General features: G+C 29.5%; 17 protein-coding genes, 1 tRNA gene and 3 pseudogenes. 10 read left to right on the forward strand and 11 right to left on the reverse strand.

Annotation, left to right across the window (positions count from 1 at the left end):
- Positions 1–12: 12 nt before the first annotated feature.
- Complete coding sequence (locus L8W56_RS04670; RefSeq protein ID WP_263659568.1) at positions 13–375, reverse strand: hypothetical protein; 363 nt, start codon at positions 373–375, stop codon at positions 13–15.
- Positions 376–476: 101 nt separating this feature from the next.
- On the opposite strand from L8W56_RS04670, the gene L8W56_RS04675 reads away from it, so the two are divergent.
- Together L8W56_RS04675 and pbpC are read left to right on the forward strand one after the other, a co-directional pair.
- Positions 477–5,762, forward strand: coding sequence for an alpha-2-macroglobulin family protein (locus tag L8W56_RS04675; protein ID WP_263659569.1), 5,286 nt, complete (start codon positions 477–479; stop codon positions 5,760–5,762).
- On the forward strand, positions 5,759–7,963 hold the full coding sequence (gene pbpC, locus L8W56_RS04680; protein ID WP_263659570.1) for a penicillin-binding protein 1C: 2,205 nt from the start codon (positions 5,759–5,761) through the stop codon (positions 7,961–7,963). The genes L8W56_RS04675 and pbpC overlap by 4 nt, the downstream gene beginning before the upstream one ends.
- 16 nt (positions 7,964–7,979) lie before the next feature.
- Here the strand turns inward: pbpC and L8W56_RS04685 are convergent.
- Positions 7,980–8,200: pseudogene (locus L8W56_RS04685) on the reverse strand (hypothetical protein); the annotation flags it as partial.
- 372 nt (positions 8,201–8,572) lie between these two features.
- Between L8W56_RS04685 and L8W56_RS08885 the strand changes: the two are divergent.
- Together L8W56_RS08885 and L8W56_RS08890 are read left to right on the forward strand one after the other, a co-directional pair.
- Positions 8,573–9,196, forward strand: a pseudogene (locus tag L8W56_RS08885) (hypothetical protein); the annotation flags it as partial.
- Positions 9,197–10,273: 1,077 nt separating this feature from the next.
- Positions 10,274–10,654 (forward strand): annotated as a pseudogene (locus tag L8W56_RS08890) (methyl-accepting chemotaxis protein); the annotation flags it as partial.
- Positions 10,655–10,679: 25 nt separating this feature from the next.
- On the opposite strand, the gene L8W56_RS04695 reads toward L8W56_RS08890, so the two are convergent.
- On the reverse strand, positions 10,680–11,663 hold the full coding sequence (locus L8W56_RS04695) for an argininosuccinate synthase (protein ID WP_263659572.1): 984 nt from the start codon (positions 11,661–11,663) through the stop codon (positions 10,680–10,682).
- Positions 11,664–11,728: 65 nt separating this feature from the next.
- A complete protein-coding gene (dnaG, locus tag L8W56_RS04700) occupies positions 11,729–13,516 on the reverse strand; it encodes a DNA primase (protein WP_263659573.1) in 1,788 nt (595 codons plus the stop codon).
- Between the two features lie 74 nt (positions 13,517–13,590).
- On the opposite strand from dnaG, the gene L8W56_RS04705 reads away from it, so the two are divergent.
- Genes L8W56_RS04705 through L8W56_RS04730 form a run of 6 tightly spaced genes read left to right on the forward strand, consistent with a single transcriptional unit; the run spans position 13,591 to position 18,490 of the window.
- Positions 13,591–14,553, forward strand: coding sequence for a hypothetical protein (locus L8W56_RS04705; protein ID WP_133319007.1), 963 nt, complete (start codon positions 13,591–13,593; stop codon positions 14,551–14,553).
- Positions 14,550–14,990, forward strand: a complete 441-nt coding sequence (rnhA, locus tag L8W56_RS04710) for a ribonuclease HI (protein WP_133319006.1) — start codon at positions 14,550–14,552, stop codon at positions 14,988–14,990. The genes L8W56_RS04705 and rnhA overlap by 4 nt, the downstream gene beginning before the upstream one ends.
- Positions 14,983–15,651, forward strand: a complete 669-nt coding sequence (gene rnc, locus L8W56_RS04715) for a ribonuclease III (protein ID WP_263659574.1) — start codon at positions 14,983–14,985, stop codon at positions 15,649–15,651. The genes rnhA and rnc overlap by 8 nt, the downstream gene beginning before the upstream one ends.
- Positions 15,648–16,736: a chorismate synthase gene (gene aroC / locus L8W56_RS04720; protein ID WP_133319004.1), complete on the forward strand. Its 1,089-nt coding sequence runs from the start codon at positions 15,648–15,650 to the stop codon at positions 16,734–16,736. Before rnc ends, aroC begins: the two co-directional genes overlap by 4 nt.
- 54 nt (positions 16,737–16,790) lie before the next feature.
- The gene (locus tag L8W56_RS04725) at positions 16,791–17,834 is read left to right on the forward strand and encodes a Cj0069 family protein (protein WP_133319003.1); all 1,044 of its coding nucleotides are present in this window, start codon (positions 16,791–16,793) and stop codon (positions 17,832–17,834) included.
- 29 nt (positions 17,835–17,863) lie between these two features.
- On the forward strand, positions 17,864–18,490 hold the full coding sequence (locus tag L8W56_RS04730) for a trimeric intracellular cation channel family protein (protein ID WP_133319002.1): 627 nt from the start codon (positions 17,864–17,866) through the stop codon (positions 18,488–18,490).
- A 190-nt stretch (positions 18,491–18,680) separates the two neighbouring features.
- Here the strand turns inward: L8W56_RS04730 and L8W56_RS04735 are convergent.
- From L8W56_RS04735 to L8W56_RS04765, 7 genes are all read right to left on the reverse strand, one after another.
- Positions 18,681–18,755, reverse strand: a tRNA-Glu gene (locus tag L8W56_RS04735).
- A 54-nt stretch (positions 18,756–18,809) separates the two neighbouring features.
- A complete protein-coding gene (gene nhaA / locus L8W56_RS04740) occupies positions 18,810–19,964 on the reverse strand; it encodes a Na+/H+ antiporter NhaA (protein WP_263659575.1) in 1,155 nt (384 codons plus the stop codon).
- Positions 19,961–21,121 (reverse strand): Na+/H+ antiporter NhaA, encoded by a 1,161-nt coding sequence (nhaA, locus tag L8W56_RS04745; RefSeq protein WP_133319000.1) that lies wholly within the window; start codon positions 21,119–21,121, stop codon positions 19,961–19,963. The genes nhaA (L8W56_RS04740) and nhaA (L8W56_RS04745) overlap by 4 nt, the downstream gene beginning before the upstream one ends.
- A gap of 85 nt (positions 21,122–21,206) precedes the next feature.
- Positions 21,207–22,178, reverse strand: a complete 972-nt coding sequence (locus tag L8W56_RS04750) for an iron-sulfur cluster assembly scaffold protein (protein WP_220566466.1) — start codon at positions 22,176–22,178, stop codon at positions 21,207–21,209.
- Positions 22,179–22,188: 10 nt separating this feature from the next.
- Positions 22,189–23,367, reverse strand: a complete 1,179-nt coding sequence (locus tag L8W56_RS04755) for a NifS family cysteine desulfurase (RefSeq protein ID WP_263659576.1) — start codon at positions 23,365–23,367, stop codon at positions 22,189–22,191.
- A gap of 126 nt (positions 23,368–23,493) precedes the next feature.
- Entirely contained in the window at positions 23,494–24,639 is a 1,146-nt protein-coding gene (locus L8W56_RS04760; RefSeq protein ID WP_133319187.1) for a hypothetical protein, read from the reverse strand.
- 79 nt (positions 24,640–24,718) lie between these two features.
- The gene (locus tag L8W56_RS04765; protein WP_133318997.1) at positions 24,719–24,898 is read right to left on the reverse strand and encodes a putative motility protein; all 180 of its coding nucleotides are present in this window, start codon (positions 24,896–24,898) and stop codon (positions 24,719–24,721) included.

A 24,898-nucleotide genomic window follows, 5' to 3' on the forward strand; every position in this document is an offset into this window, starting at 1 on the left:
GAGTTATTTTACTTAATAAGCTCTTTTTTTGCATTCTATTTTAATTTCTTTAGCGGTTATATTTTGAATTTGATTTGGTGTTTGTGGGTTTGGTGTTGTTTGAGTATAGCCATGAAAAACTTCAGCTTCTATAAAAGTTCCTACTTTTAAATCTCTAAAAGTGCCATATCTATCCATACCAAAAATACCACAATCATCCATGTCAATTTCTGTATTTGGTAGAATTTTTATATTCATTTTTTCTCCATAGGTAGTATCGATTAAAATAGTCTTTGCACCATCATTTACATCTACTATCACACCATAAATTCCATCTGCATAAGCAAGACTTGAAAGACTTAAAGTTGTTAATAATGCAGCGATTTTCTTTTTCATTTTTTCTCCTTTATTTTTATGTAAGAATTATATAATTTTTTGAGTGAAGCAAGAGTGAATTTAGATATAATTTGAAAAATTTACCAAAAAGAGGATAACCCATGAAAGGATTTTTACATTATTTTTTTATTGTTTTGCTTGCAAGCTTGTTGTTTGCATGTTCTAAAAATGAAGATAAGAGTTCTATTATAAGATCTTATGGTTTTAATGAAAATACGCATAGTATTTTTATAGAATTTAATACCAATATCATTACAGAAAACATAGGTGTTGTAAAAGAAAGAGAAATTGTTATTAATAATCAAAAAATAAAAGCAAAGTATGAACTTGAAACTTCCACAAGATTAAACATATACACTTCTTTAAAAGCAAATCAAAATTATGATATTTTTATAGACTTAAGTGATATTGTAGCTGATGAAAAAATACAATTAAAAGTAAAAACTTCTTTTGAAAAACTAGATGTCAAAGGATATTTTCAAAATATATCAAATGATGAGAGTGTGTTGATTTTAAATGTTCAAAGTTTTTATGCTTTTAATAAAGATGAGTTGTTAAAAGCCGTAAAAATTAATGCACAAGAAAAAGAAATTCAAATAGATAAAATTATCATCCAAGATGATATAGCAAGTGTGTATTCTAAGCCATTAAAAATTAAAAATACAAACACTAATATAAAAGTAGTTTTTGATAAAGAAATTTTAGGTTTAGAGAAAAATATAGATTTAGAATATATTTTACTTGCAAAGAGCGAATTTGTATTTCAAAATGCAAATATAATCAATAAAAACATAGAATTACTTTTTTCTCAAAGTATTTCGCAAGATCAAAATTTAAAAGAGTTGATTTTTATTACACCCAAAGTAGATTTTAAAGCATTGGTATTTGGGAATAAAATCAAGCTCATAGGAAATTTTACTCCAAATAAAACTTATGAAATTCAACTTGCTCAAGGGATTAAAAGCGCTGATGGAATTAGTACAAAAGAAAGCTATAAAACTCAAGTGAGCTTAAAAGACTATGAGCCTGCTATAAGTTTTACAAATCAAGGGGTATTTTTATCTAGCAAAGCGAGTAAAAAAATAGCTTTTAAAAGTTTAAATATTAAAAAGATCCATTTAGAAGTTCATCAGGTATTTTCAAATAATTTAAGTGAATATTTAAGATATAAAAATCTTCAAGGTGCTAAAAATTTAAGTGATTATGATAGTGATATTTTTTCAGAGAGTGATTATACTAGTGAAGTAGTATTAAAAAAAGACTTTGATATTAAAAATGTTAAAAATCAATGGCAAGAAAATGAGATAGCTTTAGATGGTTTAAAAGATTTAAGTGGTGTGTTTATAGTTAAGCTTTATTTTAAAGAAGAAGATATTGATTATGTTTTTGATGAGGGTATGGAGAGTTGGAAAAAACAAAGATTTTTTGATCAAAAAGCAAAGATTAGTAAAAATTTGATTTTTTCAGATATAGCTTTAATTGCTCAAAATTTAAATAAAAAACTTTTTGTCGATGTAAGAGATTTTACCACACAAAAGGCTTTAGGTGGGGTTAGGGTTGATATAATTAGCAAAAGCAATCAAATTTTAGCTTCTAAGACAAGCGATGATAATGGTTTGGCTGTTTTTGATGATATTGATGAGTCAAGAGCTTTATTTATCATTGCTTCAAAAGATAAGCAAGCTTCTATTTTACGCTTAAGTTCGCCTTTGTTATATGATGGTTTTGATGTAGATGGTTTAGAGCAAAATTCTCAAAACAAAGTGTTTATTTACACAGAAAGAGGGGTTTATAGACCAGGTGATGATATACATTTAACTATGGTTGCAAGAAATGATAAAGGAGCTGTTAATCACCCTATATTTTTGAGTTTTTTTGATCCACGCAATAAAAAGTTTTTAGATAAAATTAAACTTGATCCTTTGAGTAATGGAACTTTTTATAAAAAGATTTCACTTGATCAACAAGCTTTAAGTGGAGTGTATTTAGCTAGAGTAGAATTTGCAAATGCTATTTTTGATAAAGAAATTTTAGTGCAAAATATAGTGCCAAATCGTATAAAAGTATCTATACAAGCTCCAAAAAGTATAAAAGAAAATGAAAAATTAGATTTTAATATTAGCTCAAAATATCTTTTTGGAACACCAGCAAGTAATTTACAATATCAAGCTGATTTATTTGTAAGTAAAAAAGAATATAAAAATTCAAAATATCCAGAATATATTTTTTCAAATCCTAGTGTTTTAGTGCAAAAATATCAAGATAATTTAAAAGGCATTTTAGATGAAAGTGGCTTTGTAAAGCAAGAATTTGCTTTAAAAGATTTTTTTAAAAATACTCCATATAATCTTGAAGCTAACATAAGGGCTAGGGTTTTTGAAAAAGGTTCAAGATCAGTTGAAGCGCTTGTGAATTCACAAGTGATATTACATGAGTATTTTGTGGGTATTAAGCGTTTGAAAAATCACTATTTAAGCTCGGGTTCTACAATTAATTTTGAAGCTATTGTGAGTGATTTAGATGAGAATTTGATAGCAAATAGGGAGATTAAATATACTATTTATGCAAATGATTATTCTTGGTGGTGGGATTATGATAATTATGATGATTTTTTAAAATCACTCAAAAAAGATAAAAACACACAAATCATTACCCAAGGAACTATTTTAAGTAAGGATAAACCGGTTAAAATAGAATTTGATCCCAAAGAATACCATGGTGAAATGTTTATAGAGCTTGAAGATACACAAAGTAAAACAAGCACAGGAGAGTTTTTTTATATTAGTAGTTTTGGTGCGCCAAGTAATGCTGATATAGTGAGTTCTTTAAAAATAAAAAGCGATAAAAAAGAATACAAACCAAACGAAACAGCTTTTATTGAATTTGAAAGTGTTAAGGGTGCAAAAGCCATCGTTACTTTAAATGATAATGTAAAGGTTTTAAAACGCTTTGTGATAGATACGCATGAAGATATTACAAAGGTTGAAATTCCTATTCTTAAAGAATATAAGCCAAATGTGTATGTGAGTGTGATTTTGCTTCAAGATTATAATCAATACACTAACGATAGAGCCTTAAGACTTTTTGGTGTAGTGCCTTTGAATGTAGTAGATGAACAAAGTAAAATCGAGCTTGATTTAAAAGTACCGGATAAAATCATGCCAAAACAAGATTTTGAAGTAGAAATTCAAAGTAAAAACAAGCAAAGTTATACTTATACCATAGCTATTGTAGATGAGGGTTTGCTTGATGTGAATGCTTTTAAAACTCCAGATATTTGGGGATATTTTTATCAAAAAATTCGCTTTAACATGAGCATATATGATACCTATGATAAAATCATTGCTAAAAATATTTCTAATGCTTCCAAAGTATTAACTACAGGCGGTGATGTTTTCTTAGAAAGTAGGGCAAATAAAAGTAAAAACGATGAAAAAGCAAGACGATTTAAACCTGTTGTGTTGTTTCAAGAGCCAGTACAAAGTGATGAAAATGGTTATGCAAAATTAAAATTTAATATGCCTTCGTATCTAGGTTCGGTTAGAGTTATGGTAGTGGCGAACAACTTAGCAGGTTTTGGCAGTGCTTCTAAAGATATCCAAGTTAGCGCACCTGCTGTAATGCTTGAAACTTTGCCAAGGGTTTTAAGACTTGATGATGAGTTTAAGCTTTTGGTGCAGGTATTTAAAGTAGATGATGATGTAAAAAATGCAAAACTTAAACTAAAAACAAAAAATTCACTCATAAATTTTGAAAAAGATGAAATTTTAATTGATTTTGGTAATGAAAAAACAAAAGATATTTATATTAACACAAGAGTAAATTCAAGCAAGCTTGGGGTGGAAGAAATAGAGTTAAGTTTAAATGCAAAAGATTACACCTATACTCAAAATACTCAAATTGACATAAAAGCACTAAATACGATTACTTATGAGGGAAAATCTTTTAAAATTCCTGCAAATACTTCTATGGAGTTTAAAATCACACAAGATTATATCAACCCAGTGGCGTTTTTAAGTGTGAGTTCTAAGCCTATTTTAAATATAAATCATAGATTAAAATACTTGCAAAATTATCCTTATGGATGTATAGAGCAAAGTACTTCAGTAGTTTTACCGCAACTCTTTTTGCAAAAACTTGATCAAGGAGCAAATGAACAAAAAAATATTAACAATATCAATGCATTGTTAAGTAAATACGCAAATTTTCAAACTGCCAATGGTGGCTTTGCTTATTGGCAAGGACTTAAAGATTCTGATGCATGGGGAAGTAATTATGCGGGTATGTTTATGATTTTAGCCAAAGAAAGAGGCTATTATGTGAGCGAGGGAATGTTTAAAGCATGGCTTGATTATCAAAAACACTATGTTTTAAAAGCTCAAACAAATAAAGAAATTAGAATAAATTCTTTATATCTTTTAGCTTTAGCCAAAGAGCCAAATTTAAGCATAATGAATGCTATTTATGAAGATAGTACTTATTTGCAAAGCTTAAACAATGTAAGTCTTTGGCAACTTAGTGCAGCTTATAAATTAGCAGGTTTTGATGAGGTAGCTTTAAATATAGCTAAAAATTTAAGCACAAAGCCTGATGAAAAAGCTAATTATACTCATACTTATGGATCTTTTCTAAGAGATGAAGCTATTATTGCAAATGCGTATAAAATAATTTATGGTAAAAATAATGATGAATTATTAGATGATATTAAAAAAACTTTAGAAAGCCAAGCTTGGCTTAGCACTCAAAGCACAGGCTATGCTTTATATGCTTTGGCAAATAGCTTTAGTGATGAAAATCCTAAAACTATCAATGCAAGTGTAAAAATTAATGGTGAGAGTAAAAAGCTCAATGCAAGTTTTTCTAAATTTGAGTTTAATCAAGGCAGCGCTTTGATAGAAGCTAAAGAAGATACTTATGTGCATTTTGGAGTAGAGGGAATTAAAAAAGGTATTGTCGAACCTTTTGCGCAGCGTATGTATATAGAAAGAAGTTTTTATGATGAAAATGGAAATGAAATAGATGAAAGTGCTATAAAAAGCTCTCAAATTTTTTATATGAAATTAAAAATATCAAATAAAAATTATCCGGGCACTTCTAATATAGCTTTAACTCAAATTTTACCAAGTGGATGGGAGATAGTGCATGATCTTTTAGATGATGAAACTCCTGATTTTGTGAAAAATTCTTATTATGATTTTGTAGATATAAGAGATGATAAAATCATGTATTTCTTTCCTTTATACTCTGATGAGTCAAGAGAATTTTTTGTGAAATTAAGTGCTGTTACTCCAGGTGTTTATACTTTGAGTGGAGCTTATGCTGAAGCAATGTATGATAATACTTATAGAGCTTTAAGTGAGAGTAAAAGAGTTAAAGTAGTGCAGTGAAAATCAAAATAAGCCTTGCAATATGCTTTTTAAGCCTATGTTTTTACATAGGCTTAATTTATTTTAGCTTTGATAGTAAGGATTTATTTAAATGCACTTATAGTAAGGTTTTATTTGATAAAAATAAAGAAATTCTTAGTGTATTTTTAGATTCTAACGAACAATGGCATTTAGAGAGTGAGTTTATACCGCAAAAATTAAAAAGTGCAGTTCTTTTATATGAAGATAAAAATTTTTATTCTCATTATGGAGTAGATTTTTTAGCGATTATAAGGGCTTTTAAAAATAATATTTTTTCAAGTAAAAGAAGTGGTGCAAGTACAATTTCTATGCAAACAATCAAACTTCTAGAGCAAAACAAACGCACATATTTTAATAAATTTAATGAAATCATCAAAGCTTTTGCTTTAGAAAATGCTTATGATAAGGAAGAAATTTTAAGACTTTATTTAAATAATGCTCCTTATGGAGGAAATTTAGTAGGTGTTGCAAGTGCTGGTTTATTTTATTTTGAAAAAGATTTAAAAGATCTTACTTGGAGTGAAGCAGCCTTGCTTGCTGTGCTTCCTAATAATCCAGGTTTAATTAATCTTGAAAAAAACAAAGATAGACTTTTAAAAAAACGCAATGCTTTGCTTGATAGGCTTTTTGAAAAGGGATATTTTTCTAAAGATATTTTAACTCTTGCAAAGGCTGAAAAACTTCCTAGCTTTAAAACAAGGAAAAACTTGGCTCCACATTTAGCGCGTAGGCTTTTAGCGGATAAAGAAAAAATCGTTTCTAGTATAGATAAAAAAATTCAAATCAAATTTGAAGAAAAAGCTAAAGAATATTCTTATAAACTACAACAAAAAGGCATAAAAAATCTAGCTATATTGTTAGCAGATACCAAAACAAATAAAGTTTTAGCTTATGTAGGCTCTAATGATTTTTATGATTTTGCAAGTTTTGGTCAAGTTGATGGGGTGATAGCAAAGCGTAGTGTGGGTTCAACCTTAAAACCTTTGCTTTTTGCTTTTGCCATAGATGAGGGACTTATAGTGCCTGAATCTTTAATGCTTGATGTGCCTACATTTTTTTCTAACTTTGCTCCACAAAATGCAAATAAAAAATACCATGGTTTTATTAGTGCAAAAGAATCTTTGCAAAAATCACTTAATGTTCCTTTTGTAAGCTTACTTGCAGAATATGGGTATGAGAAGTTTTTTTATAAACTCAAAGATATTTTAGATTTTGAAGATGAAAATTTTAAAAAATACGGACTTTCTTTGATTTTGGGCACAAAAGAATTTAGTTTAGAAGATATGGTAAAAATCTATCTAGGACTTGGAAATTATGGAAATTTTAAAGAGCTTTTATATGAAGAAAATGCATTTACTGAAGAAAATAAAAAGCTTATTAGTGATGGAGCAAGCTTTTTAACCTTACAAACCTTAAAGGATTTAGATAGAGCAGGTTTAAGACAATATGATTTTAATACTATTATTTCTTGGAAAACAGGCACAAGTTATGGTAGAAAAGATGCCTGGGCTATAGGAACTTCTCCAAAATACACTTTAGGAGTGTGGGTTGGAAATTTTAATGGCGAGGCAAATGCAAATTTATATGGTGTAAGCATAGCAGGGGAATTGTTTTTTGAACTTTTATCCTTACTTGAGAGAGTTAATTTAGAATTTGAAAAGCCTAATGATTTAGTTTCTATCAAAATTGAAAATCAAACAGGATATAGATATGATTATAAATTTGACTTTAAAGAAGTGCTTTACCCGCAAAGTGCAAATGTCTTAAGAACTTCACCATTTCTAAAAGAAGTTTTTATGTATAAAAATAAAGAAGTTGATTCTTTAGATGAAAATTTCATCCATGCAAAGAAAAAGATTATATTAAATTTACCTTCCAATGCACAAGCATTTTTTGCAAAAGAAAAGCAAAATTTACAAAGCTCTAATCAAAATTTAAAAATCATATATCCACTAAATAATCTTAATATCATTTTGCCAAAAGATTTAAAAAATAAGCAAAAATTGTTAATTAAACTTATAAACCCTAAAAAAGAAAAACTTTTTTGGTATTTAAATCAAGAATTGATTTTTGAAGGAAAAGAAGAAAGTTTATCTTTGGATTTAAAAAAAGGTAAATATGTTATTAATGTTATTAGTGAAAATGGCTCTAATGATTTTATAAAATTTAATATATTTTAATATTATAAAAATATTTTTAAACTTTAATATCTATAATTTTTGGAGTGATATTTTGAGAAAGAAATTGATTAAATTCTTTCACATCATCATTAAATTTTATACCAAAAAGAATTTCTAATTCTTCTCTTGTGCTAAATTTATTTTTTAAAAGCTTTGTATAAGTTCATTTTTTGCATTATCATCTTTGTAGGTTTCTTTATTTTTACTTTCACCTTGTATAGGTTTGAAAGATTTTTCTTTGTCTTTTTCTAAAGTTTCCTGAGGTTCATTAATCTTTTTACTAAAATCAACAAAGTATGTATTTTGAAGCCCAAGGTATTTTTCTTTAAACTCATCTATGCTTTTGCTTGTGTGAAAAATTTTAACATAAGCTTCATCATAATCTATTCCATTTACGCTCAGCCAACGAGGTGATTTGGCATTTTCATTCATCCATTTAAATAAATCTTCAACTTCTTTTCTTTGTAAAAACTACTCAATTCTTTAGCTTTAACTTGATAATTTTTATTGTTTATAAAATATTTAATATTTTAATAAATTTTAATTTTTATTTAATGAAAAGTTTTTATAATTATAAAAATTTATAATTTATTAACTAAAGGAGAAAAAATGCGTAATTGGAGTCTTGGTGCTAAAATAGTTGCAATAGCTATTATAACGGTTGTTTTAATCTTAAGTATTTTATCTTTTTTGATTATAAACAGATCCACAGCTATTTTAAATACACAAATAGAAAATACACTCACAGCTTCTGTGCATCGTTATGGAAATCAAGCTGAAGCGAGCATTAGGTCTTTATTCGTCAGTACTATTGGTACACAAAGAACTTTAAACAATCTTATTTCAGAAGGTGCTATAAACCCAAAAAGGATAGAAAATATCCTCGGAGAAGCCATTGATGCAAATGGAGATATAGCTTATGGTTATTATTATTTAAAAGACGGAACTGCATATAAAAATTTGGGTGTTGATGTAAAATATTTTTCAAATAATAATGAATTTATGGTGTTAATGAGAGATGTAGATATTAACAATGCTGGCGGTATGCAAACTTTAGCAGCAAGTGAAGAGATTGCTAAAACGAATGCTATAAAAAATTTGATGGGGGGGGGTAAGTTATATTTTGGAGAACCAAGATGGTATAACATACATGGAAATAAATTTCTAGGTGTTCATGTAGCTGCACCTATTGCAGATAAAAAAGGAAAGGCTATAGGTGTTGTTGGTATGCTTTTTGATCTTAAACCTACGGCTGATTTTTTAAATGATTCTTCAAGATCTATTTATCAAGGAGCAAGAAGGATTTTAATAGCAAGTAATGGTGTTATAGCTACGCATCCAAATGCTGAATTTGTTACAAAAAAGATTACAGAGGTTAATAAAAATACAGCTCATATAATAGAAGCACAAAAAACTATCCATGCAGGAGCTATTGATTATAAAGCAGATGATGGTAGTGAATATCATGGTGCTATAAGAGTATTTGAAATATGGCCAAATACAGGAATTTATTGGGCTATGTTGGCTATTGTCCCAAATGAATCTGTATATGCTTCTATTGTGGATTTAAGAAATATTATTTTGATTAATTCTATTATAGCGATAATTGTTATAGTAGTTGTGATTGGTACTTCAGTAAAAAGAATAGTTTCTATAAGAGTGCAAAGACTTCAAGATCATTTAATGAAATTTTTTAGATACTTAAATCATGAGCTTCCAACCGTTGAGGTTTTAATTCCTAGATATAATGATGAACTTGGAAAAATGGCATTAATGATTAATGATAATGTTCAATATATACATACTTGTTTAGAAAAAGATGACATAACTGTGCAAAATATCTTAGAAGTATCTTGTGATATAGAAAAAGGACATTTTACTCAAAGAATAAAAGCAAATCCTGTTAATCCAAAACTTGTGGAATTAAAAGAAGTATTAAATAAAATGCTTGATGATATGCAAATGAAAATTGGTAAAGATTTAAATGAAATAGAAAGAGTTTTTAAAAGTTTTAAAAATCTTGATTTTTCAGATAAGCTTGAGTATGCTGATGGTGAGATAGAAAAATCGCTTAATGCAGTCGGAGAAGAAATAAGAAAAATGCTTCAAGCTTCATTAAAACAAGGGGAAATGCTTCAAACTAAAGCTGATGCTTTAAAAGAGAGTGTTTTAAAGCTTAATGATGGCGCACAAAAACAAGCTGATTCTTTACAAGAAAGCGCAGCTGCTGTTGAAGAAATGAGTGCTTCTATGAACGCAGTAGCAGCAAGAACTGAAGAGGTTATTAAACAAAGTAGCGATATTAAAGATGTAACTGATGTTATTAGAGATATTGCTGATCAAATTAACCTACTTGCATTAAATGCAGCTATTGAAGCAGCTCGTGCAGGAGAACATGGTCGTGGCTTTGCTGTTGTTGCTGATGAAGTTAGAAACTTAGCAGAAAGAACTCAAAAGTCTTTAGGTGAGATTGAAGCTAATACTAATATCTTAGTTCAATCTATTAATGAAATGGGTGAGAGTATTAAAGAGCAAGCTTTAGGAATTTCACAAATTAATCAATCTGTTTCAGTAATAGATGGTTTAACTAAAGAAAACTCACAAATTGCACATGCAACTAATTCTGTAGCAAATGAAGTTGATTCTATGTCGGCTGATATTGTAGCAGAAGTTAGAAGAAAGAAATTCTAAAAAAACTACCCTTTTTAAGGGTAGTTTAATTTACAAAATACTCTTGAATTTTATTTTTATCTTCAAAAGCCATACTTTGGAAAATTTTATCTTTAAAACCTATTTTGTATTTTGTATTATTTTGAGTTTTAGCATAAGTTAGTGCTATGCTTAGAGCAAGTTCAAGATCTTGCGGATTGATATTTTCATCTACTAAAGAATAAGCACCGATTAAATCAAAGAGTTTTAATTCTTCATATTTTTGAGTTTTTAATTCTTTTAAAAATTGATTTTCTAGCTCATTTCTACCTACTATCATTTTAGAGCCATTTGGAAGTCTTAAGTGGCGTCCATATTTTAAAAGTTGTGCATCATTAACTTGTATATTTTTATCAAATTTAATAAAATCTTTGATTTTATTTGAAAAACTCTCAAGTGTGAGCAAACATCCACCACCTGGACTTTCAAAATCTTCAAAACCAAATTTGGCAGCTAGTTCAAGTTGTCTTTTTCTACTTCTTCCGCTGATGTTTTCTAACTTTTCTCTATCAACCCAACCCTCACGCTCAGGTTTAGTTAAAGGTAAATTTTTAGCGCACATTGGACGCAAGATTAAATCTTCTTCATCAAGTGCTAGTTTTTTAACCTTGGCCATAGCATCATTTCTTTGACTCATAGGGCGTTGACCAACTACTTCTCCTGTGATGATAAAACTTGCATTTTCATCTTTTAACATAGAAAGAGCGGTTTTAAACATAAAAGCATGACAATCTATACAAGGGTTAAAATGTTTTCCATAACCATATTGAGGATTAAATAAAACTTCTTGCAAATATGCATTTCTTACATCTATCATTTCAAAACTAGCCCCTGCCATAGCAGCGCGTTTTGCCATGAGTTCGCTTTTATCGCTTGTACCACCAAAGCCTATATTGATATTTAAAGCTTTTACCTCTATGCCTTGAGAGCTTATAAGCTTTATAGCAAGCATAGAATCAAGGCCACCACTAAAAAGTGCTAATGCTTTCATTTTTTCCTTTCGAAATTTTTGGCATATTGTAGTGAATATTTTTTAATTTTTATGTAAGTTTTTATTTAAAAAACTTCTTCTTCAAAGTTATAATGAATTGCTTTTTTATCTTTTATATTTTTTTGTAATCTACTTAAAAATAATTCTAAACTTTCCTCATCATCTAAAAATTGGACATTTTTTAAAACTTCCATTAAATGATTAAAAAAATTTTCATCATTTTGATAGTTTTTTTTGATTTTTTCTAAATTTTGATTGAGCAAATTATAAATTTGCTTTTTAAAGGCTTGTTTTAAATTTAAGTTTTTTAATTTGTTAAAATGAGCAAAATTAATTTTGCAAATAGCATATAAAAATTCTTCTAAATTACTTAAAATTTTAATATTTTCGATCTCATAAAGTTCTCTTATGCTAGGATCATTAAAGTCTTTTTGTTCTAAAATAGCCTTAGCAATATCTTGATGTAAGAAATATTCTTTTGCACTTAAAAGTTTAAAAAGTCCTATGGCTTTTTGATTTTCATATAAAAATTTCAAAAGCTCCAACTCGCTTATGTTGTTGATTTTATTTTGTTTTGTAGGAGTAAAAAAATTTATATTTTGTCTAGTATTTTTAGAAAGTTTTATATCATTAACATTTACACCCAAAAGATTTGCTACTAAGGTAGTGTAGGAATTTGCTATTAAAGGTTCAAGGTTAAAAGTGTATTTTTGTACCTCTTCTAAAGCCTTTTGCTTACTAAGTGCTGAGCTTAAATCAAAATTTGTGATCAAATTTCTTATATAAAATTCTCCAAGTTCTATACCTTTTTCTAAAATATTAAAAAGCAATTTTTCTTGATGAGCGGCCACTAGTTCAGCCGGATCTTTCCCGCCTTCTATTAAAACTACTTTTCCATCAATTTTTGCTAAACTTAGTAAATGTGCTGAACGCACGGCAGCATTAAGTCCTGCATTATCATTATCAAAGCACAAAATCACTCTCGCCTCTAATCTTTTTATCAAAGGTATGTGATTTTCACCTAAAGCTGTTCCTAAAACTGCTACAGCATTTTTAAATCCTGCCTTATGAAAGGCTATGGCGTCCATATAGCCTTCACAAATTATCATTTCTTTTTGTTTGTAAATGGTATCTTTTGCTAAATTGAGTGCATAAAAAACGCGTGATTTATCAAAAAGTTTGCTTTGAGGTGAATTAACATATTTTGCCATATTTGCTTCATCTAAAGTTCTACCACCAAAGCCTATGAGTAAATTTTTATGATCATAAATACTAAAAGTAATGCGGTTGATAAAACTTGCATAAGCACCATTTTCATTTTGTTTTATTGCGCCAACCTCTAAGGCTTCTTCTTGAGTGATTTGCTCATTTTGTAAAAGTCTTAGTGTTTCATTAGAACTTGGTGCAAAGCCTAGCTCAAAGGTTCTAATATCCTCATCATTTAAACCTCTTTTATAAAGATAAGTTAAAGCTTCTTTGTTTTTAGCTAAGTTTTGCTTATAAAAAGCATTAAGAGTAGGTAAGATGTGAGTGATAGATTTTTTATTATCCTGTTTTTGTGAGGTGTAAGTAAGTGAAAAATTACTCCACGAAGCAACCTTTTCTACCGCTTCAACAAAGTTTAATTTCTCATAATCCATTACAAATTTAAAAACATTGCCCCCAGCTTTACATGCAAAACAATGATAAAATCCTTTAATAGAATTAATATGCATGCTAGGATTTTTATCATCATGGAAAGGACAAACGCATACATAGCCTGAACCTTGTTTTTTTACTTCAACATAATGAGCTATAATATCAACAATATCTGTTTTTTGTAAAAGTTGTTCTATACTTGCTTGTTCTATCATATTTAAACCTTAAAGAAAATTATATAAGCATTTAGCTATAATTGTTATAAATTTGAAAGTTAAGTTGCAAGATTATGGATTTTTTCTTTGTAGAATACCGCGATCCTTTATTCGGTCTTATTGTTTTGACGGCTTTGATTTTTATCGTTGCTAGCTCACATTATATATGGCGGTTTTTTGCAAGCAAAGATCAAAAAAGCAAGCTTGATCGTTTTGTAAAAAAATTTGAAATCAATTCTACCCATCAGCAGATTTTAAAAAATGCCAATTTAAGTATAGAAAATTTAAATTTCCTAGCTCAAATTTTTACCAAAAGTGGTGAATTTGAAAAAGCTGTGGGAATTTATCTTATAGCTTTGCAAAAGACAAATGAGGCTAACCAAAAAGAATTTATCTTTTTTTCATTAGCACAAGTTTATCTAAAAGCAGGATTTTTAGAGCGTAGTGTAGAAGCTTTGCTAAATGCTTTAAAAATTAAAGCACGCAATAAAGAAAGCTTAAAACTTTTAAAAATTGTGTATTTAAAACTTAAAGATTATGATAAGGTTTTAGATGTTTTAGAATGTTTGTTTGAGCTTGGAGAAAATATATATGCAGAAAAAGCTTTGATAAAGGCTTTAAAAATTCAATCAAGTTCTAAAGAGCAAGAGCAAAAGATTAAAGAAATTTTAATTTTTAGCAAAGATAATGAGTATGTTTTAAGATTTTGTTTTTTACACTATAAAGATAAGCTTACTCAAATGCCTAAATTTGAAAATGTTATTGATTTACTTAATGAATGTAAAAGCCCACTTAATCTTGAAGATGAAAAATACCATGAGTTTTTTTATGCAAAAAATTTAAGTACAAAATCTATTCCTATAAAAAATCATAAACTAAAAATTTTAAAAATTTTAAATGATAATAAGCTAAGTGCTAATCTTAGCTTTACTTATGTGTGTAATAATTGCAAAAATCAAAGTCCTTTGTTTTTTTATCATTGTCCATTTTGTTATGAATTTGGAAAATGTGAGATTTATTATGAGGTAAAAGCTTGAAAAATATTGAAATTTATACAGACGGATCGTGTTTAAATAACCCTGGTTTTGGAGGGTGGGCTTATGTTTTAACTTATAAAAATCATCAAAAAGAACAAAGTGGGGCATGTGAGAATACAACAAATAATCGTATGGAGTTAATGGCCATTATACAAGCTTTGAAAGCTTTAAAAGAGCCATGCGAGGTAAAATTATACACAGATTCAAATTTAATGGTGCAAAGTATTAATGAATGGCTTAAAGATTGGATAAAAAAAGATTTTAAAGGTAAAAAAAATATTGATCTTTGGAAAGAGTATTTAAATGTTGCTAAAGATCATAAAATAACTGCTTTTTGGATCAAAGCACATAATGGCCATGAATTAAATGAGCGTTGTGATGAACTAGCAAGAAATGCAGCTTTGAAACTCCAAGAAGAAAGGTTGATAAATGCTTAAAAAACTCCAAGAAAGATTAAGTTATCATTTTAAAAATGAGCAATTGCTCATCGAAGCTTTGACACATAAAAGCTATAAAAAGCCTTATAATAATGAAAGATTAGAGTTTTTGGGTGATGCTGTAATGGATTTAGTAGTAGGGGAGTTTTTGTTTTTTAAATTCCAAAAAGACTCAGAAGGAAACCTTTCTAAGCTTAGGGCAGCTTTGGTAAATGAAAAATCTTTTGCAACCTTAGCACAAAAACTTGATCTTGGAACATGTATTTTTATGTCTATTGCAGAAGAAAATAATGATGGACGCAATAAACCTTCTATACTTTCTGATGCCTTTGAAGCTTTAATGGGAGCTTTGTATTTAGAAATAGGTTTTGAAAAAACTAAAAACATAGCATTAAATTTACTCAATGAAGTTTATCCGCATATTGATACACAAAGTTTATTTAAAGACTATAAAACAAGACTTCAAGAAATTACACAAGCAAATATGGCAGGCACACCCGAGTATGTAGTGATGAAAGCTTTTGGACCTGATCATAAAAAGCAATTTGAAATTGCAGTAAAAATTCAAGGTATAGAAGTAGCAAGATCTATAGCAGGTAGTAAAAAAGAAGCCCAACAACAATGTGCCAAAATAGCACTTGAAAAATTAGGAAAACTATGAATAGCTTTGGAAAAAGATTTAAATTTACAAGTTTTGGCGAATCTCATGGTCAAGCTATAGGTTGTGTGATAGATGGTATGCCAGCAGGGGTGAAGTTTGACTTTGATTTTTTGCAAGAAATGTTAGATAAAAGAAAACCAGGTCAAAATAAATTTAGCACTCCTAGAAAAGAAGAAGATAAAGCTCAAGTTTTAAGCGGGGTTTTTGAGGGTTATACAACAGGAACTCCTATAAGTGTTTTGGTGCATAATGAAAATACACGCTCAAAAGATTATGAAAAAGATGTGTTTCGTCCTGCACATGCTGATTTTACTTATTATCACAAATACGGCATTAGAGATTATAGAGGTGGTGGAAGAGCTAGCGCTAGAGAAAGTGTAGCAAGAGTGGCAGCAGGGGCGTTAGCTTGTATGCTTTTAAAAGAGTTTGATATAGAAATAATGAGTGGAGTTTTTGGGGTAGGAAGTATTGATAGCAAACTTAGTAATGATGAGTTCGATTTTAATTATGCTAAAAATAGTGAAATTTATGCTTTAGATAAAAATTTAGAGCAAAACTTTAAAGATGAAATTTTAAAGGCTAAAAATGCTAAAAATAGCGTAGGTGCAAGAGTTTTTACTAGAGTGAAAAACCCTATCATAGGCTTAGGTGAGCCTTTGTATGATAAGCTTGATTCTAAACTTGCTCATGCGATTATGGGTGTAAATGCAGTTAAGGCTGTAGAAATAGGAAGTGGCATTCAAAGCAGTTATATGTATGGAAGCGAAAATAATGATGAGTTAAAAGATGGAGTATTTTTAAGTAATCATAGCGGAGGTATATTGGGTGGAATTTCTAATGGAAATTTTATCGATATAAAAACATATTTTAAACCAACCCCTTCTATATTTTTACCCCAGCAAACACAAAATATTCAAGGAAAAAATATCATATATGAGTTAAAAGGTAGACATGATCCTTGTGTGGGTATAAGAGGTAGTGTTGTAGTAAATGCTATGGTAGCCATATGCATGGCCGATGCTTTACTTTTAAATGCAAGTTCAAATTTGCAAAATTTACAATGTATTTATGAAAAAAATAAATAAAAATTTAATACTTATTTTGATATGATGATAAAATATCTTTAAAAAGGGAGCAATATGAAAAAAAATATCGTATTTTTTGAAGTTAGAGGTGGTAGCGATAAAGGTGAAGATGGCCATAGAAAAGACACCATGCCTATGGTAAATGCTTTAAAAGAGCAAGGTTGGAACGCTGAGGTTATCTTTTTTGAGGTTGAAAAAAAAGACGAAATTTATGAATATGTAAAAAACAATGCTGATGCTTATGTTTCTAGAATTAACCCAGGAAATTTAAAAGAAGAAAATGAATACTTTGATATGTTAAGAAAACTTTGTGCAAATGGTGTTATAGGTATGCCTCATCCTGATGCGATGATAGGATATGGCGCTAAAGATGCACTTACTAAGCTTAATAAAACAGCTTTAGTGCCTGAAGATACTTATGCGTATTATGATATTAAAACTTTTAAAGAAAGTTTTGTAAAAACCTTAGCAAAAGGCGAGAGGGTTTTGAAGCAAAATCGTGGTTCAACAGGTGAGGGAATTTGGCGTGTGAGATTAATAGATGAACTGCCAGCAGGGACTACAAGTGTGCCATTAAATGCAAAAATCAAATGCACAGAAGCAAAAGACAATCATACAGAAGAAAGAGAGCTTGGTGAATTTATGGATTTTTGTGAGCAATACATTGTGGGTGATAATGGTATGCTTGTAGATATGACTTTTTTACCGCGTATTAAAGAAGGTGAAATTAGAATTTTAATGCTTTATCATACTCCAATTTATGTAGTGCATAAAAAGCCTGCAGAAGGTGCTGATGCATTCTCTGCTACACTTTTTTCAGGTGCAAAATATAGATATGATGAGCCAAAAGATTGGCAAGAATTGATAGATTGGTTTTTAGCAACCTTACCAGAAATTCGTTCAAAGCTTGGAAATTACGATATTCCTTTAATTTGGACTGCCGATTTTATCTTAGATACAGATGAAAATGGTAAAGATAAATATGTTTTAGGTGAGATTAACTGCTCTTGCGTAGGATTTACTTCTCCTGCTGAATTTGTTGAGCCTATTGCTAAAAAAGTAGCTCAAAATATCATTAATATCGTGAGTAAAAATTAACCCTTGTTTAACAAGGGTTTTAACTCATTATGCTTTTAACTATACTTTATATTATCGGAATTACTGTTGATGCAATGACGGGGGCTATTGCTGCAGGACGGCACAAAATGGATCTTTTTGGAGTGATATTTATAGCTTTGGTAACAGCTATTGGTGGAGGTTCTATTAGAGATATTTTACTTGATCATCATCCATTAACTTGGATTAAAACTCCTGAATATGTCATTTTGATTTGTGTTGCGGCTATGATTACAACAAAAATTGCTAAATATGTTATAAGACTTGAAAAACTTTTTTTAATTTTAGATGCTATAGGTTTGGTTGTTTTTAGTGTTTTAGGGGCACAAATTGCAATAGAAATGGGGTATGGTTTTATAGTGGCTGTGAGTTCAGCTGTGATTACAGGTGTATTTGGCGGGATATTAAGAGATATATTATGTGCTAGGATACCACTTGTATTTCAAAAAGAAATTTATGCAGGTGTGGCCATATTAACAGGAGCTTTGTATTATATATTACATATTTTAGGCATAGATGAATTATGGGTAATTCTTGCTTCATTGATTGTAGGAACTATAGCAAGACTTTTAGCGATATATTATGGTTTAAGTTTGCCTATATTTTCTTTTAAAGATGGAGAAAATAAAGAAAGCTAATTTTATTTTTTAGATTTTAAAATGCAAGTTTTGCTATTTATAATGTTTTTATAAAATCCCTGCGAGCTCTGCTAGTAAGCAATATTTATTTATATTTTATTTTAGAATATATATTTGATATATTAAATTTATATTAAGCTTAAATATTGAAACTATTGTTTATGCTATTTTTATTTAGGAGTTAAAAGAGTGGTGACCCATACGAGACTCGAACTCGTGTTACCGCCGTGAAAGGGCGATGTCCTAACCGCTAGACGAATGGGCCAAAACATTAAATAAGAAATGAAATTATATCTTATTTAATTTAAAAAAAGCTTAATTATTTAATAAAACGCAGGTAAAAATAGCCAAATACACCAGAAGTTAATGAGGCTAGTAAGATTGCAAAGTTATCTACAAAATTAAATATATCACTCACTTCATAAGCAAGAGCATCTATAAAAAAGCTCATGGTAAAACCTATACCTGTGAGTATGCAAACTCCATAGAGTTGTTTAAAATTTGCATCTTTTGGTAGTTTTGCAAGTTTGAATTTAATCGCCATATAGGCAAAGCCAAATACACCTAGTTGTTTTCCAACAAAAAGTCCCAAAAATATACCCATGCTTACACCACTAAAAAGCATATGAAATTCTATTTTAGAAAGATCAACTCCTGCGTTTGCAAAAGCAAAAAGTGGTAGTATTATAAAAGCTATCCAAAATTTTAAACCATGCTCAATTTCTTCTAATAAAGCATGATTGTTTTTTGTATATACAGGAATGAATAAAGCAGTAATAATACCTGCTAAAGTCGCATGTACTCCACTTTTTAATACGCTAAGCCAAAGCAGAGCACCAAGTATATAATAAAATGATTTTCTTTCATTACCTAAGCGATTAAGTAAAAACAAGCCAACAATGCAGCAAAAGGCAACAAAAAAAGCCAAAGTTGAAAGCTCACCTGTATAAAAAATAGCAATGATTAAAATAGCTCCTACATCATCAAAAATCGCCAAAGAAACTAAAAATATTTTTAAAGAGCTTGGTATGCGTTGTTTTAGCATTGCAAGTATAACTAGAGCAAATGCAGTGTCAGTTGCTGTTGGTATAGCCCAACCTTTTAAAACATAAGTATCATTAAAATTAATAGCACAAAATATCAAAGCAGGTACTACTATACCACCTATAGCAGCTATTAAGGGTAGAGTAATATTGCTAAGAGTTTTAAATTCTCCTTGAACAAATTCTTTTTTTAATTCAAGTCCTATTGCAAAGAAAAAAATTGCAATCAGTCCATCATTAATCCATAACAAAGAAGGTTTAAAAAGCTCCCAAGCTCCTATTTTTATACCCATTTCTACACTTAAAAAATTCATATAGTGTTGTCCATAAGGGCTATTTTTGAGTAATAAAGCAAAGATTGTTGCTATTAAAAGCAACAATCCTCCTAAAATTTCAAGAGATAAAAAGCTTTGGAGGTTTTTAAATTTCATTTTTTGAAACTATAAATGAGTTTTAAATAAACATAGCCAATCACAGCGCTTAACAAAGAGGCTATTAAAATAGCAAGCTTATCTGAATATGCAAAAATATCACTATTTTGATAAGCTAAGCCATCTATAAAAAAGCTCATGGTAAAACCTATACCTGTGAGTATGCAAACTCCATAGAGTTGTTTGAAATTAACATTTTGTGGAAGTTTTGCTAAGCCTAGTTTTATACTAATATATGAAAATAAAAAGACACCTATTTGTTTTCCTAAAAATAAACCTAAAATAATACCTAAGCTAACCGAAGAAAACATAAAGCTTGGATCCATATCTTTTAAATCAACACCTGCATTTGCAAAGGCAAAAATAGGTAAAATAAAATAACTTACCCAAGGTGCTAAATCATGTTCGATTTCTTTTAAAAAAGATTTTCCATTTTTTGTTTCAAGTGGTATAAACAAAGCAGTAATCACACCCGCTAAAGTTGCATGCACTCCACTTTTTAGCATGCTTATCCAAAATACTATAGCTATAATGATATAAAAGGATTTTTTAGTAACATGAAAATGATTTAATAAATAAAGTGCTAATATACATACCAAAGCAGCGATCATAGCAAATACTGAAAGCTCGCTTGTGTAAAATAAAGCAATCACAATAATCGCACCCAAATCATCAAAAATAGCCAAGGAAAGCAAGAATAATTTTAATGAAGTAGGTACTTTTTTACCTAAAAGCATTAAAATTCCTACTGCAAAAGCCACATCAGTTGCTGTTGGTATAGCCCAACCTTGCAAAGCAAAAGCATCTTTATAATTAAAAAATGCAAAAATCAATGCAGGTACTATCATACCACCAAGTGCAGCAAATACAGGTAAAGACATAGCTTTTATACTATTTAGTTGTCCTCTTGTTACTTCATATTTTAATTCAAGCCCTATTGCAAAGAAAAAAATCGCAATAAGTCCATCATTAATCCATAAAAGCAAAGGTTTGAAAATTTCTAAACTTCCTGCTTGAAACCCAAAAGGAATATTTAAAAAGTTGGTGTATTGATCTGTTAAAGAGCTGTTTTGTAAAATTAATGCAAGTAAAGTGAAAAATATTAGCAAAACACCCGGAAAAGTTTCGCTTTTAACAAAGGTTTGAAGTCTTTGCATATAAATAGCCTTTTTAAATTTTTAATTAATGCGTTATTTTAACATAAAAAGGCTTGAAATTTAAAAGTTTAAGCAGAAAAACTGCTTAAACAGGTATAACGCGTATATTTGGACTAAGTTCTTCTTGTAAGATATTTTCTATGGCATATAAAGTTGCGCCACTTCCGCTTGAGCAACCACTGCAAGCCCCAAGATAGCGTATATATACATCTATATTTTTACTTTCACTTTTTTGTATATCAATTACTTCCAAATCCCCACCATCTCCGTGTAGCATCGGACGCACATCGCTATCTAAAACAGCCTCTACTGCTTTTAATTGTTTAACCATGGTCATATCATCAAAAGCAATATCTGCTTTACTTTGATCTTTTAATCTCTCTCTTTCCATTTCAGCTCTAGTTTCAGCTAAAATATCTACAAGGTAATAATCTTTTTTCTCATGTCCTCCAGGTTTAACACAAGATTTACAAAAAGCTCCTGCTTTTGTAAATTGTGTGATTTCTTCTACTGTATGTAAATCATTTAGTTTAATTACCTCTTTGATAGTTCCAAGGCTTACCCTAGCACACTCACAAACTATAATTTGATCTTCAAAATCTTCAGGATTAACACCTTTATAATGCGCTGCCGCTTGTTTGATAACATCATAAGCCATAACCGAACAATGCATTTTTTGAGGTGGAACCGCAGGAGTTTGCGGATTATCTCTCATAGCAAATTCAACATCTAAATTTGTAATTTTAACAGCTTCATCCACGGTTTTACCTATGCAAAGATCAACCATAGTATCACTACTTGCTATTGCTGTTCCACAGCCAAAGCTTTTAAATTTAGCATCAATGATTTTATCTGTTTTTTCATCCACTAGCCAATAAAGTCTAACTGCATCACCACAGCTTTCAGCTCCAAAATCTGCAATAATAAGTTTTGCATTTGCTTTTTGTGCATCTTCTTGTGTAAATTCGCCCATATGTTGAGGGTTATTCATTCTATCTTGTACTTTTTGAGAATACTCATCCCAAATAGATCCGCCAATTAAATTATTTTTTGCCATTTTTTATCCTTTAAATATTTTCAGGCTTATACGCATAAGTACTTGAGATTGCTCTAAGTCTTTGCGTTGCTTTTTTTATCTGCTCTGCTGTATAATCAATTTCATCTTCTGTGTTAAATCTAGATAAAGAAAGTCTTAGGGCAGTATGAGCTAAATCATTTTCAGCACCAATTGCTTCCATGATAGGGTTGCTCTCAAGTGCTTCACTAGCGCAGGCTGATCCAGTGCTTGCTGCTATGCCATTTTTATTTAAATCCCAAAGCATAGCTTCACCTTCTACGCCTTTAATGCTTGCTAAAATTGTATTTGGAACTCTTCTTGATCTATCTCCAACTACGCTTGTATCAGGCATTGCTAAAATTAAATCTTCTAGTTTGTCTCTTAATCTTCTAATGTGTGAATTTTCAAAGTCAAGCATAGTATTTGCAATTCTTAAAGCTTCTGCCATTGCTATAATATATGGCACATTTAAAGTTCCACTTCTTCTGCCACCCATATGCTCACCACCATGTAAAAGTGGAGTTAGTTCTATATCTTTTTTAATATAAAGCCCACCAACTCCTTTTGGACCATGGAATTTATGTGCAGAAAATGAAGCAAAATCAACTCCAGCTTTTGCAAAATTAACTTTGATTTTCCCAACAGCTTGGGTTGCATCAGTATGGAATAACGCTCCGTATTCATGAGTAATTTGAGCCATTTCTTCTATAGGAAAAATCATACCAGTTTCATTATTTGCCCACATAATACTCACTAGGGCAGTTTTATCTGAAATAACTTCTTTTAAATCTTTTACGCTAGAAACACCCTCATAATCAACACCAAGTTCTATAACTTTTACCCCTAAAGATTTTAAAAACATAGCACTAGCAGCTACTGCGGGATGTTCCACGCTAGAAATAATTACTTCATTTCTATCGTTATTTAAAATTTTATCAAAATACACACCTTTTAACACCCAATTGATACTTTCTGTAGCACAGGAAGTGATAATAATATCATCTAAATCACTTGCTCCTACACCTATATAAAGTTTATCCATAGCTTCTTTTAAGGCAGGATGGGTTGCACTACCCCATTGATGAAGACTATTTGGGTTTCCAAAATGCTCTTTTAAAAAAGGCTTCATAAGCTCGTAAGCTTCTGGTGCAAGTTGTGTTGTTGCGTTGTTATCTAAATATACTTTCAAATTATACTCCTTTAATTAGGATAATTTTTATCTTTTTTGTTAATATACACTAAAATATTAAATTTAATATTAAATCAAGTAAGTTTTTAACTTGTGTAATAATTTACATTATTATTTTAGCACAAGTTAAGCCATAGCATTTAAATAAGAATGTAAAATTTTGTTAATACTAGCTTGTTTTTTTCTATTTTCTAAAAATTGAGTATCTAAAAGTTCTTTTTGAGTATTGATTTTTTCAAGATCAATATTAGGATTGTTTTGATTGAATTCTTCTTTTAAAACTTCAATTTCTTTACTAACTTGCTCGCTATAAAGACTATAAATAGAACTTGAATTGGCAAATTCTTTCATGTTAATGCTATGTTGATAGTTAATATATTGTTGAAAGAAAACTGAAAGCTTATCTTCTGAAGTGTTGTTTTTATCTACTCCATTGATATATAAATATAAATCAAAACTCATTTTTTCTTTGTTGTTTTCATTAATATAATCTTGCATACTCATTTGACCTCTCATGAGTTTTTGAAAATTTACACTAGAGGACATATCCAACTCAATAGGCGATAGAAAAAAATTAGCTTTATTGTGATTTTGTTCTTTTAAATCATGATAAATATAATTGAGCAGCAATCCACTTTTAGAAACCTCCCCTTGTTTATTTAAATAAGGTTTGATAACAGGATTACTAGCTGTATTTTCTATGCTTGCGTTAAACGCAAAATCACCTATTTTATTATCAAGCATTAAGGTGTTTAAATTTTTATTTGATTCTTTTGCATTTTGTAAATTTTTAGCATTTTCATAAACTTTTAAAATTTTACCCTCATAAGTATAACTATAACCTTGATTTAACTCTGAAATTTGAGCTTTACTTAAAAAATCATTGTCATTGTTTTGAAACTGTGGATTTATAGTTTTTAATGTGTTGTGATAAGTGTTTAAAAGTCTTGGTAAATCTATTTTGTTATAATTTAAATTCTCATCAAGCTTTATAAGTTGTTTTGAAATTTCTCTTATACTTTTTATATTAATATCATAATCAAGAGGCAAAGCAGCTGCTTTATTAAGATCTTTTTCAAAAAAACCTTGCTCATTGATTCTAAAACCAAATTCACTTGCATAAGTAATTTTATAGTCTAAATTAGAACCATTGATATCAAGTAAATCACTTTTAATATTAGTATTTTCTTTTTTTTCTTCTATGTGTCCAGTTTTTGCAAAAGGATAATTTGCAAAATTCTGATACGGATTAACATTAGAATTTACAAACATAACTCTTCTCTTCAAAAATATTGCTTAACTTTTAAAAAGCAAAAGCTATGCCAAAATTTTTGAATTGAAGAGAAAAATTTTAAGCGTAAATGTCAAGTAATCCTGAACTAGCAGTAGGAGTAGTAGTTGGAGCAGGGTTTGCATTTACGCCTTCAAGTACTTGCATTACTGCATTTTCATTAACTTCTATGGTTTTTTTCATCATAGTAGTTGCAATGTTAAGCATTAAGTTTGCTTGATTGTTTGTAACTTCGCCCAT

This window comes from Campylobacter sp. IFREMER_LSEM_CL1085, assembly GCF_025772235.1.
GTDB lineage: Bacteria > Campylobacterota > Campylobacteria > Campylobacterales > Campylobacteraceae > Campylobacter_D > Campylobacter_D lari_D.

Coding starts and splice junctions, on each gene's coding strand:
- L8W56_RS04760 (WP_133319187.1), bottom strand. CDS start 24,639: ATGTTTGTAAATTCTAATGTTAATCCGTATCAGAATTTTGCAAATTAT.
- nhaA (WP_133319000.1), bottom strand. CDS start 21,121: ATGCAAAGACTTCAAACCTTTGTTAAAAGCGAAACTTTTCCGGGTGTT.
- L8W56_RS04750 (WP_220566466.1), bottom strand. CDS start 22,178: ATGGCAAAAAATAATTTAATTGGCGGATCTATTTGGGATGAGTATTCT.
- aroC (WP_133319004.1), top strand. CDS start 15,648: ATGAATAGCTTTGGAAAAAGATTTAAATTTACAAGTTTTGGCGAATCT.
- dnaG (WP_263659573.1), bottom strand. CDS start 13,516: ATGATAGAACAAGCAAGTATAGAACAACTTTTACAAAAAACAGATATT.
- rnc (WP_263659574.1), top strand. CDS start 14,983: ATGCTTAAAAAACTCCAAGAAAGATTAAGTTATCATTTTAAAAATGAG.
- L8W56_RS04675 (WP_263659569.1), top strand. CDS start 477: ATGAAAGGATTTTTACATTATTTTTTTATTGTTTTGCTTGCAAGCTTG.
- L8W56_RS04730 (WP_133319002.1), top strand. CDS start 17,864: ATGCTTTTAACTATACTTTATATTATCGGAATTACTGTTGATGCAATG.
- L8W56_RS04765 (WP_133318997.1), bottom strand. CDS start 24,898: ATGGGCGAAGTTACAAACAATCAAGCAAACTTAATGCTTAACATTGCA.
- L8W56_RS04705 (WP_133319007.1), top strand. CDS start 13,591: ATGGATTTTTTCTTTGTAGAATACCGCGATCCTTTATTCGGTCTTATT.
- L8W56_RS04725 (WP_133319003.1), top strand. CDS start 16,791: ATGAAAAAAAATATCGTATTTTTTGAAGTTAGAGGTGGTAGCGATAAA.
- L8W56_RS04670 (WP_263659568.1), bottom strand. CDS start 375: ATGAAAAAGAAAATCGCTGCATTATTAACAACTTTAAGTCTTTCAAGT.
- nhaA (WP_263659575.1), bottom strand. CDS start 19,964: ATGAAATTTAAAAACCTCCAAAGCTTTTTATCTCTTGAAATTTTAGGA.
- L8W56_RS04695 (WP_263659572.1), bottom strand. CDS start 11,663: ATGAAAGCATTAGCACTTTTTAGTGGTGGCCTTGATTCTATGCTTGCT.